At 55.4% G+C, this 13997-nt stretch carries 7 protein-coding genes; 4 read left to right on the top strand and 3 right to left on the bottom strand.

Annotated features, from left to right (window positions below; genetic code table 11):
• The first annotated feature begins 8 nt into the window (after positions 1–8).
• From NG653_RS13805 to NG653_RS13795, 3 genes are read left to right on the top strand one after another with little or no spacing between them, the layout of a single operon-like run.
• A complete protein-coding gene (locus NG653_RS13805) occupies positions 9–3044 on the top strand; it encodes a SusC/RagA family TonB-linked outer membrane protein (protein WP_252742307.1) in 3036 nt (1011 codons plus the stop codon).
• A 15-nt stretch (positions 3045–3059) separates the two neighbouring features.
• Positions 3060–4574 carry a RagB/SusD family nutrient uptake outer membrane protein gene (locus NG653_RS13800; RefSeq protein WP_252742306.1) on the top strand — a complete coding sequence of 505 codons (1515 nt, stop codon included), beginning with the start codon at positions 3060–3062 and terminating at the stop codon, positions 4572–4574.
• A gap of 17 nt (positions 4575–4591) precedes the next feature.
• Positions 4592–5395: a hypothetical protein gene (locus NG653_RS13795; protein WP_252742305.1), complete on the top strand. Its 804-nt coding sequence runs from the start codon at positions 4592–4594 to the stop codon at positions 5393–5395.
• Positions 5396–5768: 373 nt separating this feature from the next.
• Here NG653_RS13795 and NG653_RS13790 read toward each other — a convergent pair whose 3' ends face one another.
• From NG653_RS13790 to NG653_RS13780, 3 genes are all read right to left on the bottom strand, one after another.
• Positions 5769–6434, bottom strand: coding sequence for a hypothetical protein (locus tag NG653_RS13790; RefSeq protein ID WP_252742304.1), 666 nt, complete (start codon positions 6432–6434; stop codon positions 5769–5771).
• A 63-nt stretch (positions 6435–6497) separates the two neighbouring features.
• Complete coding sequence (locus NG653_RS13785; RefSeq protein ID WP_252742303.1) at positions 6498–7223, bottom strand: hypothetical protein; 726 nt, start codon at positions 7221–7223, stop codon at positions 6498–6500.
• The gene (locus tag NG653_RS13780) at positions 7220–11575 is read right to left on the bottom strand and encodes a thrombospondin type 3 repeat-containing protein (RefSeq protein WP_252742302.1); all 4356 of its coding nucleotides are present in this window, start codon (positions 11573–11575) and stop codon (positions 7220–7222) included. Before NG653_RS13780 ends, NG653_RS13785 begins: the two co-directional genes overlap by 4 nt.
• Before the next feature lie 167 nt (positions 11576–11742).
• Here NG653_RS13780 and NG653_RS13775 point away from each other — a divergent pair, with 167 nt between their 5' ends.
• A complete protein-coding gene (locus tag NG653_RS13775; RefSeq protein WP_252742301.1) occupies positions 11743–13725 on the top strand; it encodes a putative porin in 1983 nt (660 codons plus the stop codon).
• The last annotated feature ends 272 nt before the right edge of the window (positions 13726–13997 follow it).

Below are 13997 nucleotides of genomic sequence, written 5' to 3'. Positions count from 1 at the left end.
CTAATTAAATGAGATCAAAATTAACTTGGATCTTAACGCCGCTATTGCTGGTGTTGAGCATGACGTTCTCCTTTGCACAGGAGAAAACGATTTCGGGTAATGTGGTAGATCAAAACAGCGTGCCACTGCCCGGGGTTTCCGTGGTGGTCGTTGGGACTACCCGCGGCACCCAGACAGATTTTGACGGGAACTACAGCATCAGCGTCGCCCAGGGTGAGGTGCTCCGGTTTTCGTACATCGGGCAAAAAACCGAGAACCGCACCGTCGGGGTAGCCAACACCATCAATGTGGTGATGGAAGAGGATGCCGAGGCTCTCGAAGAAGTAGTGGTTCAGGGGTACCGGACCTCCACCCGGGAAAAGTCGAGTATCGCGGCCCAGACCATTAGTGCCACCACCATTGAAAACCGCCCTAACGCCAACGTGGTGCAAACACTGTCGGGCCAGGTAGCGGGTCTGGACATCAGCACCAACTCCGGGCAACCGGGTGCAGCCCCCACCGTGCGCCTGCGCGGGGTGAACTCCATCAACGGGAACACTGCGCCCCTGTTTATTGTGGACGGTACGCCGGTGGATGAAACCAACTTCCGGAGCATCAACCCACAGGACATCGAGTCCATTTCCGTCCTGAAAGATGCCGGGGCCACCGCCATCTACGGAAACCGGGGTGCGAACGGGGTTGTCGTGATCAAGACTCGCACGGGATCCTTTAACACACCGCTGCAGATTGACTACACCGGAATTTTGAGTTTTAGTTCCCTTCAGAATAACGACTACAACCTGATGAACTCCCAGGAGCAGTTGAACCTGGAGGCAGAAAGGGGAGCGGGCCGTGGCGCCACACTCACCCCTGATGAAATTGCCCAGGCGCCTACCTTCAACTGGGTGGATTTCTTCTTCCGCACCGGGCTGACGCAAAACCACAACCTACGGCTTTCCAGTGGATCTGAGAATTTCTCCCAGGCCACTACCTTCGGGTACTTCGATCAGGAAGGAATCCTGCAGGATTCCGACCTGAAGCGTTTCAGTATCCGCAACAACACAACGGGAAAAACAGATAACGGCCGCTTCAGCTATGGCACGAATCTTTCCATTAACTATTCCAAGTCGAACGAGCCCAATCAGATTGGAGGCAGCGGGATCAACAGGAATTTTATCCTGGGGGCATACCAGTCTGTACCCTACATTACCCCTGACGATTATACCACCGGGGCTGACCTGATTTCACCCCTGTTGTTTTCCAACACCCCACTATTCCTGTTGGACCGACTTTTGACGTATACTCGTTTCGAGGAGGAAGTGAAGCTTATTGGAAGCTTCAATGCTGCCTATCAAATTACTCCGGAATTGACTGCGGCAATTACCATGGGGGGTGATTACCAGAGTGAGTTCCTGACCCGGGCTGAAGGTCCAACCTCTTTCAATGCTCTACTTTTTGGTGGAGCTGAAAACCCGACCTCTGGATTCCAACAGCAGAACAGCCGCCGGGTTTTTACCTATAACCAGGTAACTTCCCTTACCTACGCCAACAACTGGGGTAAGCACTCCGTGAACGTGGCCGGGTATTTGGAATACTTCAAGGCCCACCTAAGGGAATTTGGCTATTTTGCCCAGGGATTGAATCCCAAAACTTTTTATCCTGGTGATGGTTCAGGGTTTATTACAACATTCCTTGATCAAGATCCTGACAATCCTATTGACGCAGCTGTCCTGTTTGAAGACGAAGCGAGTGCAAACATTTTAAATGCAGGACTATTTTCCTATTTCGGGCAGGCTGATTACGACTACGATACCCGCTACGGGATTACCGGGACCATCCGCCGCGACGCCTCATACCGCTTCGCCGGCAGTAACAAGTGGGCGACGTTCTACTCTGTGGCCGGACGCTGGAACATCCACAATGAGGCCTTCATGGACGGCTCAGTCTTCAACCAGTTGAAGCTTCGCGCTTCCTACGGTACAGCGGGGAACCAGCGGATTGCCGGGGGTAACTACTTTACGGCTCCAGACCTGACTAAAAACCTTTTCGCTACAGGTGCAGGATATGACAATATCCCTTCTATATTCCTGAGTCAAATTGCGAACACCACTCTTCGGTGGGAAACTGTGACTTCAGCGAACATCGGTATCGACTTCGAGGTTTTTGACCGTCGCCTCCGCGGGTCTTTCGATGTCTACGACAAAAAGACCTCCGACCTGTTTCAGAGCACCCCGGTTTCCGCCATCAACTCGGTTACCTCCCTGAACGCCAATACGGGGGACCTGACCAACCGCGGTTTGGATTTTACCCTGAACTGGGATGTGATCCGCAGCGATGACCCCGATGGCTTCAGGCTGACCCTGAATGCCGTGGGGAACTACAACGAGACCGAACTTTCGAACCTGCCCAATGAGGAAGGCGAGATCATCGGTACCGGACGGAACGGCGGACGCCTGTTTGAATACTTCACCCTCCGCTATGCCGGGGTGAACCCCGCCAACGGGAACCTCTTGTTCTTCACCGCCGACGGGGACGTTACCGAAAACCCCAATGCGGATACCGACCGGGTATGGCTCGACAAAAACATCTTCCCCGACTGGCAGGGTAGCTTTGGGTTCAACATGGACTACAAGGGCTTCTTCCTGACCACCCAGTTCAACTATGTAACCGGGGTCGATCGTTTTGACAACGACCTGGCCGGCTTCCAGAACCCCGACAATATCGGGCAGTTCCGTACAAGCCGTGACTTATTCCGGGCCTGGACCCCGGATAACCGGGTGACCGATATCCCTTCTTATGACGCCTTTAACCGGGCTGCCTTCGCGTCTGACCGGTTTTTGCGGGAAGCGGATTACGTACGCCTGCGTTTTGCGTCCATTGGGTACAATTTCCCTCGGAAGTTTGTGGAAAAGGCCGGGATCTCCCGCCTGCGGGTTTTTGGCAATGCAGAAAACCTGTTTACCTGGACCAAATGGAGAGGATTCGATGCCGAGGCACAGGACAACACCTCCAGGCTGTATCCTACCCCAAGGACCCTTTCCGTCGGATTTGAATTAGGATTTTAAAAAAGAAATAAAGCAATGAAAAATATTAAAAACCTATTCTTGGTAATCGGCGTGTTCTCGGGGCTTGTGGCCTGTAACGACGCCATTGATATCGACCAGCCGGGCCGGCTGGACGCAGACGCCGCCTTCCAGACGGTAGACGACCTGGAAGCAGGGCTTTTCGGGGTGTACGACCAGTTCGACATTTCCCCTGACATCGCTTTCCAGTCCATTTTTACTGACGAGCTCGCTATTGGCTTCGATAACGGAGGCCAGGGTCTGGCGGACTATGGTTTTGTACTTAATGCTGGAAGCACCGCACCTGCAGTTTTTTGGACCAACGGGTACGACCAGCTCAATGCGGCTAACCGCCTTATTGAGGCTTCTGAGATCGTAGAACCCGAAGCGGGGGAACAAGCGCGCTTCAACCAAATCCTTGGAGAGGCTTACGCATTGAGGGCATGGGGCCACTTTACACTCCTTTCCTACTTTTCCCCGGATTACACCGATGATAATGCACTCAGCGTGATCAACCTGGACTTCGTCCCTACAATTGACCAGCAACTGCTGCGCAATACCAACGGGGAGACTTTTGCGCTGATCGAAGAGGACCTCACCCGGGCGGCCAGCCTAATGACCGAAGACAATGGTGTCACCCGGATCAACGACGACTTTGTGACGGCACTGCGGGCCAGGATTGCGGCTTATCGGGCAGATCCGGGCAATCCCAGCGACCCAAATTGGGGTACTGCCGCATCCCTTAGTCAACAGCTTATCGCCAAGTATCCCCTGGCCAATCGCGCCGAGTACGAGGCTATGTTTCTTGACCTGTCGGATGGTGAAGTCATTTTCAAACTAGAGCGGACTGCTGGAGATAATTATGATGGTCAGGGTGCTACAGGAAGCCCAGCTGCAGGGGGATGGGCAGGAGCACGTTTTGCGTTTACAGGCCCTGGAGTGGACGGTTCCCCATACTTTGAAATGGGGCGTTCCCTTTTCAACCTCATGGATCCTGCTGATATCCGGTACGATGTTAACGTGCACCCATCGAGTGTAATTGATCCTGATTATCAGAACGGTGTCGGAGGACAGAACAATGATATTCTCGTTGTTAACAAATATCAAGGTTCCGAAGGACAACCCCTGATGAATGATTTGAAGATCTTCCGCGCTTCGGAAATGTACTTAATACGGGCAGAGGCCCTGGCGGCCCAGGGGAATCTTGGGGATGCCGCTGCCCTTGTTAAGGAGTTAAGGGACGCCCGGTTCGGAACGGCAACTGCCCTTCCTTCTTTTTCGAATTCTACTCAGGCCTATGCTGCCATCCTGAACGAGCGCCGGGTCGAGTTGGCCTTTGAAGGACACCGGTACCTGGATATAAAGCGTCTGGGTTCCGCGGCTAATCAGGGGGTGTTGAAGGACCCGGTAGACTGCGGCTTTAACGGGGCCTGTACCTTGTCTGCAGACGATTTCCGGTTTACCCTGCCTTTGCCCATTGTGGAGTTCAATGCGAATCCGGGCCTTCGTGAACAGCAAAACCCAGGTTACTAATCCTTAAAATTAAAACAATGAGAAAGTTTTTATATATCCTTTTTGTTAGCCTGGGATTCCTCATGTCCTGTGAGGAAGACCTGGTTATCTTTGATGAGGGCGACGGATTTATTCAGGTAGAACGGACCTCTGCATCTACATCTGAGGATGGCGCGCCAATGAGTACCACCATTTCATTGGGTACTGAAACCAATGACTCGGGTATCTCTGTTAATTTTGATGTTATTATTGAAAGTGGTGATGCCTCCCGATTTACGATTACTCCCGCTAACGGAGTCCTGGACATTCCTGCTGGAGAGTTCTCAGGGGAAATAGTTGTAACACCAATTGATAACATAGATGCCGATGGCAATGCTGTTATACGTGTTGAGTTGAGTGAATCTAATCCCCTTCCGATTGGTGTCGGAGGTCTGGGCCTTGAGAGAACTGGAGCAACATTCACAATTAATGATAATGACTGCCCTACAGAGATCTCAGAGAGTTACAGGGTAAATGTGTTCGCTTTCGGAGCGGAAGCTCCAGCTCATAGCGTAGCTTTGATTCCTGTTGCCGGAACGGATAACCAATGGACTGTAACCTCTGCATGGGGACCTGAGTTTGTGGCCTGGGCTACTGGTGACCCTGGTTTCAGTGGTGCATTTCCTTACTCCGGAACAATTGTGCTGAACGATGATTTTTCAGTAGAATTCATTGGAGACGCTGCATGGGCAACGGGCGGAATAGGATCCTATTCGGCCTGTGACGACCAGTTTACAATAACTTTGACACAGGCGCTGTTTACAACTGCTTTCACTGTGGATATTGTAATGACAGGTCAGTAGTAATTAAACATTCTTCTAATCAAGCCCGTGGAATACCACGGGCTTTTTTTGTTCCCTTTGTTAAGGTGCCTTCGTCTGAAAAACAGGGAATGCTTTAGGGGACCTGGGGAAACACCTCCCTGAATGGAGCAGGAGTTGGAACCTGATTGAGTACTGGGAGTAACTTTTCCAAGAGGAATTTCAGTTGTATCCAAAGGGCAATGTTATCCATGTCGGGGTTCCCAAAAAGGATATTGATCCTTGATTTGCCAATAAAACCTGAGCCCATTTGCTTTTTTTGTGGGATCCGAGGTCCCGGAAGGGAGGTTGCCTAAGGGCAAAAAGAAAAAGCCACTCAAGAGCGTGGCTTTCTTCATTGGGGTTATGCCATCTTTTACTGGGAATTGACAAAATTCAAAAGCTGGATGACTTCCTCTTCGGACTTCAACTTTAGCTTGTTCTCCTGTACAAAGGCCTCGGCTTCCGGGTTTGAGAGCACCTCAAGGACATCTTTTTTCCTGAGCTTCACTTCTTTTGCCGGGCTGCCTTCCAGGGCCAGGAAATAGGTGGTTTCCTCATCAAACCGGGGGGGCTGTCCCTGGCTGTAGGAAGATACTGCCGCTTCCCCTTCCCGGAATTCGCGCCGGTAGCGTTTCAGCAGGCGGGCCTTGCCGGGGTTTAATTCCACAAAATAGCCCTGACGCTCGCCCGAACCGGTCTCGTAGGATTCGATCCGGAAGGTCTCCCCGCCCAACACGGCCCAAACGTAGTCGCGCTTGAACAGGGTGGTAATACCGCCTGAGCCCTGCACCTGCATTTCGTCCTGATAGGCGTTGTAGCGCATCATGGCCGGGTACGGTTTCTCGCCTTCGCTGTAGACGGTGCCCCGGATGAAGTCATCGGTCAGGTAGGGGCTGCCCTGCACATTCGGTGGGAGGTTGTTCGCCCCTCCGGAGGTATTGTTGTTGAGGTAGGTGGACGGGAGGTCCAGGGCGGTCTGCGCAGAGACCAGGGGCATTGCGGCCAGGCTGAGGGCCAATAGTACGTGTCCTTTCTTCATTGTATCATTTTAAGGTTTAGAATTCATATGCAAAAATCGTTCCGGGACGCCGGGCTGCCCGGCTTATTCCACGCGGAAGACAAACAATTCCGATTGGGTGCGGTTGCCCGCTTCATCCAGGGTCTCCACCTGCCAGAAATACGTCCCTGCCCCGGCCAGGGCTGTTTCGAAGGACGTTGTGGTCAGGCCCTCCGCCAGGCTGGGGGGCGGGTCCTGCGCGCCAAAATACACGGTGTAGGAGGCAATATCGTCGTCCACATCGCTCCCGCTCCATTCCAGGCGAATCACCGGGGATGCCGTAACGGTACTGCCCCGGGTCGGGGCGATAGCCTGGGCCGGAAAGGGGGCGTAGTTCGTAATCCCCGGCCCTGCATTGTAAAACTGCCAGACCGCGCTGCTCGCCGTTTCGGTCGTGCCGTTGGCCCTTGAGACCACAAACCACTCGTAGGGCACCCCCCGCAGCAGGGTTATGTCCACTGCGTTGGTATTGCTTGTGGCCAGGGCGGTTGACCCCGTATTCAGGTTGCGAAGGTTCACCTGGTAGCTGTCGGTGTCCTGGGAGGCATTCCACTGGAAAGTCACCCGGCTTTGGTTGTCATTTACAATTGCCCCTTCGGTACATTCGGAATCATTTTCCGGAAAGACCAGGGTGGCCGCAGTAGGCCTGGGTTCGGGTAGGGGCTGCGGCTCCGGTTCGGGGTTTCCACCGCTGTCGCCACCCCCGCAGGCGGTGGACAGGGCCAGGGCAGCCAGGGCAAGGCTTCGGGTAATATGGGCTGTTCCTTTCATCGTTTCAGGATTTTATAGGTATAGAGCTGGCCGTTGTGGGTCAGGTTCAGCAGGTATACGCCCCGGGCGTAGGCGTCCATATTCAGCTGTACCCTTCCCTGGCGCACTTCGAGCTTTTTGTTCAGCAGGCTGCTGCCATCCATGGAAAAGAGGCGGATGCGGACTTCGTCCCCGTCCGCAGCCGGCACGAACACCTGCAGGTCGCCGGCTTCTATGGGGTTCGGCAGGGCCAGGGGGGTTTCGGTCAGGGTAATGGTCTGGGTGTGGGCCCCCTGGCAGTCCAGGTCGGTTTTCACCTCCAGCTGGTTTACGGGCAGGTCCAGGGGTAGGGTGATTTGTGCGGCCGAAGTCCGGTAGGAGCGGCCATTCAGGACGATGGTGTATTCCCTGCCGCCCTTCAGGTCCAGGGTCACTTCCCGGCCGAGGGTACTTACCTTGCTGCTGACGGAAAGGGCTTCGGGCTGCGGCACTTCGAGGGTGAAGCACAGCTCGAAATCGGGCTGGTTTTCCACGGTTATGCAAAGGGAATAGCTTCCCGAGGCCAAATCGGGGAACTGCACCGCATCGGTGAACGGCAGCGTGGCATCGACCCCGTTTCCGCTCAGGGTGGCCAGGTAATTGAGGGGCTCCACGGCCAGCACGGAGATGGAGCCGTTGTTGCTGCTGCGGCAGCTTTCCCCGGTGGTTTGCACCAGGAAGTTTGTGGCCGGCAGGGTGAATACCGGGCAGCCGTCGAGGCCCACCACCGTGCCCGGCGGCGTTTCCGGGCAAATGTCGATGGGGTTGGGGACCCCGTCGTTGTCGGCATCGGTGTCGCATACGTCGCCAATGCCGTCATTGTCCTCGTCCTCCTGCCCCGGGTTCGCAGACAGCGGGCAGTTGTCTTCCAGGTCGGGGATGCCGTCGTTGTCGTCATCCGGGTCGCAGGCATCCCCCAGGCCGTCGCCGTCGGCATCGGCCTGGTCGGCATTCGCGATCAGGGGGCAGTTGTCGGAGGTATCCGGGATGCCATCGTTGTCGTCATCCTCATCATCCTCGAAGCCCACCACGCCCAGGTCGTCGATCACCACGCCTTCTTGGGTTGTTTCTGGATCCGAATGGAATACGATACGGAAGACCACGTTGGTTTCGCCGGTAAGGTCGGGCTCCCCCCGGGCGGCATTGGCCAGAAAGTCGTAGGCGTATTCCGTAAGGGTGGCGTTGGTGCCCGTCCACTGCGCCCCCGGGCAGTTCTGGCAGTCGTCGGCTTCCCCCGAACTGCTGTTTGTCCGGTCGCTGGTGTACCAGTTGGGCTGGCTGTCCACGCTCCCCAGCACACTCCAGGTAGCCCCCTGGTCGGTGGAGTACTGCACGTAGGCAATGTCGAAGTCCTGCTCCAGGTCATAGGCCATCTGAAACTTCAGCACCGGGGCCAGCAGGGCCGAAAGGTCGTAACAGCCGGTAAGCAGGTAGGCCCTGACCGCGTCGGGGTGGTTGCCGTCGAGGTTGGTGGCGTATACTTCGGAGCCCGAGGCGGCCTGGTTGAGCAGGGTCCCCGAGGGCACCCCTTTTTCCCAGAGCGCCCCTGCCGCCCCTTCGTTGTATGTCAGCAGTTCGGTCCCCGCCCCCTCAAAATCATTCAGGGCGTTGCCCACCCCGAAGGCATTGATAAAGAAGGCGTGTTCAATGGTATTGTTATCGGCAAAGGCATCGCCATTGGTGGTTACGGTAACCTCCAGCCGGGCTTCCCCGATTTCGGCAAAGCTGAGCGCGGGCAGGTCCACCGGGGCGGTTTCCCCACTCGCCAGGGAAAGGGGCAGCGAAAACTGGGAGCCTCCCGCCCCGTTCACCGAAAAGGCCACGTTGATCCCCGTGATGGGGTTTAGCCCGTTGTTTTCCACCGTAATGACGGGAAGGATGTCGCCGCACAAGACAGCCCCGTTTTCGGGGGTCAGGCTCAGCAGGCGGATATCAGTGTTGGGTACCTGCACCGGGATGGGCGACTGCCAAACCCCCCGCCCGTAGGTGCTGGCGGTGATCAGGGCGTCGTCTAGGCTGATGTCGAGGTCGCTCACCGTGGTGCTGGGCAGGCCGGCGAAATAGGGCTCCCATGTAGGGGCTTCGCCGCTCGCCCCTGCGGCTTCTATAATGCTATCATCGATCCGGTACACGCCAAGGTTGGTCCCCACATAAATGGGGTTGTCGGTGTGCCGCCCCTGGTGCACGATGGCAAAGAGGGCCTGGTCGGCCGGGAGGTCGAAAGTAAGGTCCACTTCCGGCCCGGGATCTCCGTTTTCGTTAATCGGAACCTTCCAGACTTTGCGCTGGGTCTGCGCCAGCTGGGTACTTTGTCGGACCCCCACCCTCAGGGACGTCACCACATAGAGGGCTGAGCCATCGTCGGTATCCAGCGCCATGTCGGCAATCACAAAGTCGGCATTGAAGAACGCCTGGAAGGTTTGGCCACCATCCTTGCTTTGATATACAAAGGTGTCTTCTGCCGCATAAATGATGTTTGGGTTAGTGGGGTCCACCAGCAAATCTTCGAGTACCTCCCCCTGGTCCACCCCTGCGAAATTGTTGGTGGAAACCTTTTCCCAGGTGGTGCCCACCAGCTTGTACACCCCGTCGAACCCGCTGTAGAGGTCGCCTGTGCTGCTGATGGCCAGGGGGGTGATCCAGTTGCCGCTGATGCGGTTCCCCTGGGCGTTTTCGGGCGGAAATACCACCCCTATGGACTGGCCCGAATCGGAGGAAATGTTCAGGGTGCCCCCAAACTGGGTAAACCCGTACACGATGTTGTCGTTGTTGGGGTCGATGGCGTTGTCCATCCCGTCGCCCCCGTGGTAATTGTTCCACTGCCCCTGGTTGAGGACCTGCCCGCCGTTGTCCTGCAGCCCGCCGATCATCTTAGAAGGGTTGCCCGGGGAAACGGACAGTTTGTAGAACTGCCCGATGGCCATGCCGCCCGTAAAGTCGGTAAAGGTGCTGCCCCCGTTTTCGCTCACATAAATGCCCCCGTCGGTGGCGGCATAGAGCTTGTTGTTGAAAAATTTCAGGCTGTGGATGTCGGCATGGGTATAGGCCGCGTTGTTCAGGAACCATTCATTGAGCTTGAACCAACTGTTGCCCCCGTTGGTGCTCTTCCAGATGTTCAAACAGCCCATATAGACCTCGTTGGCGTTGGTCGGCGATACCTCCAGGGCCAGGTCGAACCAGGCCTGGTTCGATTCCATGATATTGACGGTGTTGGGGCTCCTGGTAAAGGTGGCCCCGCTATCTTCCGATTTATAGAACCCCTGGTAGGTAAAATTCTGCGAAGCCGTATTGGAAGCCAGTACATAGAGGACCTCCGGGTCGGCAGGGCTCACCCCGAGCACCACCCGCCCTGCGCTGGTAGGCAGCACGGTGCTTTGGAGGGGATCAAAATCGACCCCGTTGGTGGTTTTATAAAACACGGTCGCGTTTCCTCCCCCCAGGATGTGGGCATTGGACACGGCATAGACGGTATTCGGGTCGCCGGGTTTCAGCTTGAAGTCGGAAATATATCCGGTTTGCACCCGGGTCCAGGTAGCCCCGGCATCGGTGGATTTAAAGAGCCCGCTGCTGCTGCCTACCCAAAGGATGTTCGAATTGGTGGGGTCGATGGTGATCTCGTTCAGCAGGGTGTTGACGTTTGTATTGGAGGGGTTCAGCCCGGTTTCGTTCCAGGTCTGCCCGCCGTCGGTGGACTTAAAGACCCCTATGCTGTAGGAGTCTGCGGCATCATCGTCTCCCGTGGCGATATAAATGGTATTGGAATCGTTCGGGTCAATGGCAATGCCCGAGACCCCGATCTGGGGGAAATCGTCGAAGAGGTTTACCCAGGTCTGCCCGGCATCGGTGGATTTCCAGATCCCCCCTGCAGGGGCGCCCACGTACCAGGTGTTGGGATTGTTGGGGTCTACCGCAGCAGCATTGAGGCGGCCGATTCCGGGAAGCCTCCCGGAGAAGATGCCTACTTCATTTGGGCCGATGGGGTTCCAGCTGGCCACGGGGTTGGGGGTTTTTCCGCTGAGGTCCCGTTTGGACTGCCAACTGTCCCAATAGGTTTTGGAAACCGGCAGGTTTCCCCGGGTATCCGCAAAATAGCTCCAGTAGAATTCCCAGCGCTTCAGGGGTTTGTACCCGCTGCCCTTTTTAAAGCGGTCCCTGGCCTGCCAGTACCCTTCGAGCGATTCCTGGAAGTCATATAGGTTTACAGGTTCCCCAGGGGTGTTGGAGTATGGGAAAACGGTCCCGTCCGGCCCTTGAAGGATGGCATCGTTACCGACGTTTTGGGCGTGGAGGAGCCCTGCTGTCAGCAGACAGCACAGCGCAAGCAAGCGATTCATAACAACTTTTTTGTAAAGATGCCTAAAAATGCTGATTTTTTCAATTTTTTCCGCTAACGGGAGCTTGGATTCCTGCCAACGGCCAGGGGAGCCTGCCCGTGTTTTCCAGCGGAAGTTTCCGGCCCCGATTCGCGAAAAAAGGTACCTTTGCCCCTGAATACATCGCTATGCGCCTGTTGCCCATCCTTCTGTTTCTTTTGCTGTCCGGCCCTGCCTTCGGGCAGGTGCCCCCCCGGGTAGCCACCCGGGTAAGCGATTCCACCCGCCTGAGGGGCCAGGAATTTGCCCAGAAGCAACGGGCGGGTAAGCAAGCGGAAAAACCCGGCATTTCGGAGTACAAAATCATTTCCCATGCCGGCGACACCACGATGCTGGATACGTCCCTGACCATCCGGAAGGAATACCGGTACAATTACCTGCGGCGCGATGATTTTGAGCTCATGCCCTTTTCCAATGTCGGGCAGCCCTACAACCGGCTGGGGGCCAACCTGAACAAGGTCCGCTGGTTTCCCGGGCTGGGGGCCCGGGCGCGCCACTTCAACTATTTTGAGGTGGAGGACATCGCCTATTACAACGTGGCCACCCCGATGACCGAGCTCTTTTTCAAAACCACCTTCGAGCAGGGGCAGCTCCTGGATGCCCTGCTTACCTTTAACACCTCCCGCCGTCTCAATTTTTCAATTGCCTATAAAGGGTTTCGCTCTCTGGGAAAATACCGGGAAGATGAGGTCATCTCAGGGAATTTTCGGGCCACCTCCAACTACGTGACCCAAAACGGGCGGTATCGCCTGCGGGCACACATCGCCACCCAGGAGATAGAAGGTCAGGAAAACGGGGGCCTGCTGGATAAGGAGGTACAATTTGAATCGGGAGACGACCAGTTTTCGGACCGGCGCAGGATCGATGTATTGTTCCAGGGGGTAACCAACAAAGTGGTCGGCAAGCGCTATTACCTCGACCACCAGTACCGCCTTTTGGGTACGGCCGACAGTACCTCTGGCAAAGCCGCCCTGAGCCTCGGGCACCGGTTCGCCTATGAAACGAAATTTTACCAGTACCGGCAGGGGAATAACGCGGAAGAGTATTTCGGGGAGCAGATTTTTCAGCCCATCGATGACAAGGCCTACCTGAAGACCTTTTACAACCAGTTCAGTCTTGGGTTCGGAAACCGGGCCCTCGGGGACCTTCAGGTTTCCGCTACCCTGTTCCAGTACGACTATTATTTCACCAGTATCCTGCAGACCGGCTCCGGGGTGATCCCCAACCGGCTCAACGGGGAGGAAATAGTTGGCGGGGCGCGATGGGATAAGGCGTTTGGCAGGTTCCGCCTGAGGGCGGAAGGCGGGTTGGGCCTCTCCGGCGACCTTACCGGGTCGTTCCTCGATGCCAGTATGGAACTGCCCCTGGGTAAAAGGAATTCCCTGGTAGCGGGCATCCACCATTCGGCGCGAATGCCCGATTTCAATTTTCTCCTTTACCAGTCCGATTACCTCAACTATAATTGGGACAATAGCGGCACCTTTGAAAACGAACAGGTGCAAAGCGTGTTTGCGAATTTGCGCTCGGCGGCCCTGGGGGAGGTGCAGTTCCAGTACAGTTCTGTGGAGAACCATTCCTTTTTTCGTTCCACTGCCGATGCCGCCCAGATAGAGGCGGGGGAGGAGCGGGCCTTTATCAGGCCTTTCCAGCAGGGCGACCGGATCGGACACCTGCGGGTGAAGTATGAGAAGGAATTCCGCTGGCGCAAGTGGGCCCTGAACAATACCCTGCTCTACCAGGAAGTGGACCAGTCTTCCAATGTCCTGAACGTGCCCTCCCTGATCACCAGGAATACCATATACTTTTCCACGGATGTCTTTAAAAAGGCCATGTTCCTGCAAACCGGCGTTACCTTCAAGTACTTTACGGAATACACTATGGACGCCTATAACCCCCTGATGGCCGAATTCTTTGTTCAGGAGCGCGAAAGCCTGGGGGGCTTCCCCCTGCTCGATTTCTTTATAAATGCCAAGGTGCGGCAAACCAGGATCTACCTAAAGGCTGAGCATTTCAATTCTTCCTTTACCGGCAACCGGTACTATTCCGCCCCGAATTACCCGTACCGCGATTTTGTGATCCGTTTCGGGCTGGTTTGGAACTTCTTTTCCTAGGCTGCGCTTCTGGCCTGGCATTTATCGGCCAGATGGCGTTTTCGGCGAAACCTCCTGATTTGTAGAAAGTTGTGTGTTTTTGCAATTATTTTCTCTGTTAAAACATTGAATTTCAATAATATAAGAGATTAGAAAAGTTTTAAGTAAAATTTTTTCATTCCATGTTTGGGGAAGCCGAAAAACCCTCTTATATTTGCACCCGCTTTTGAGAGGAACTGTGGGTTATTGAGCGGGGTTTTTCAGGAGCGTGGATTAAGGAGTTCATTGACATA

The sequence above is a fragment of the Robiginitalea marina genome (assembly GCF_024006985.1).
GTDB lineage: Bacteria > Bacteroidota > Bacteroidia > Flavobacteriales > Flavobacteriaceae > Robiginitalea > Robiginitalea marina.
The sequence above is the reverse complement of the archived record's forward strand: the minus strand, read 5'-3'. Positions and strand labels throughout refer to the sequence as shown.

Coding starts and splice junctions, on each gene's coding strand:
- NG653_RS13805 (WP_252742307.1), top strand. CDS start 9: ATGAGATCAAAATTAACTTGGATCTTAACGCCGCTATTGCTGGTGTTG.
- NG653_RS13800 (WP_252742306.1), top strand. CDS start 3,060: ATGAAAAATATTAAAAACCTATTCTTGGTAATCGGCGTGTTCTCGGGG.
- NG653_RS13795 (WP_252742305.1), top strand. CDS start 4,592: ATGAGAAAGTTTTTATATATCCTTTTTGTTAGCCTGGGATTCCTCATG.
- NG653_RS13790 (WP_252742304.1), bottom strand. CDS start 6,434: ATGAAGAAAGGACACGTACTATTGGCCCTCAGCCTGGCCGCAATGCCC.
- NG653_RS13785 (WP_252742303.1), bottom strand. CDS start 7,223: ATGAAAGGAACAGCCCATATTACCCGAAGCCTTGCCCTGGCTGCCCTG.
- NG653_RS13780 (WP_252742302.1), bottom strand. CDS start 11,575: ATGAATCGCTTGCTTGCGCTGTGCTGTCTGCTGACAGCAGGGCTCCTC.
- NG653_RS13775 (WP_252742301.1), top strand. CDS start 11,743: ATGCGCCTGTTGCCCATCCTTCTGTTTCTTTTGCTGTCCGGCCCTGCC.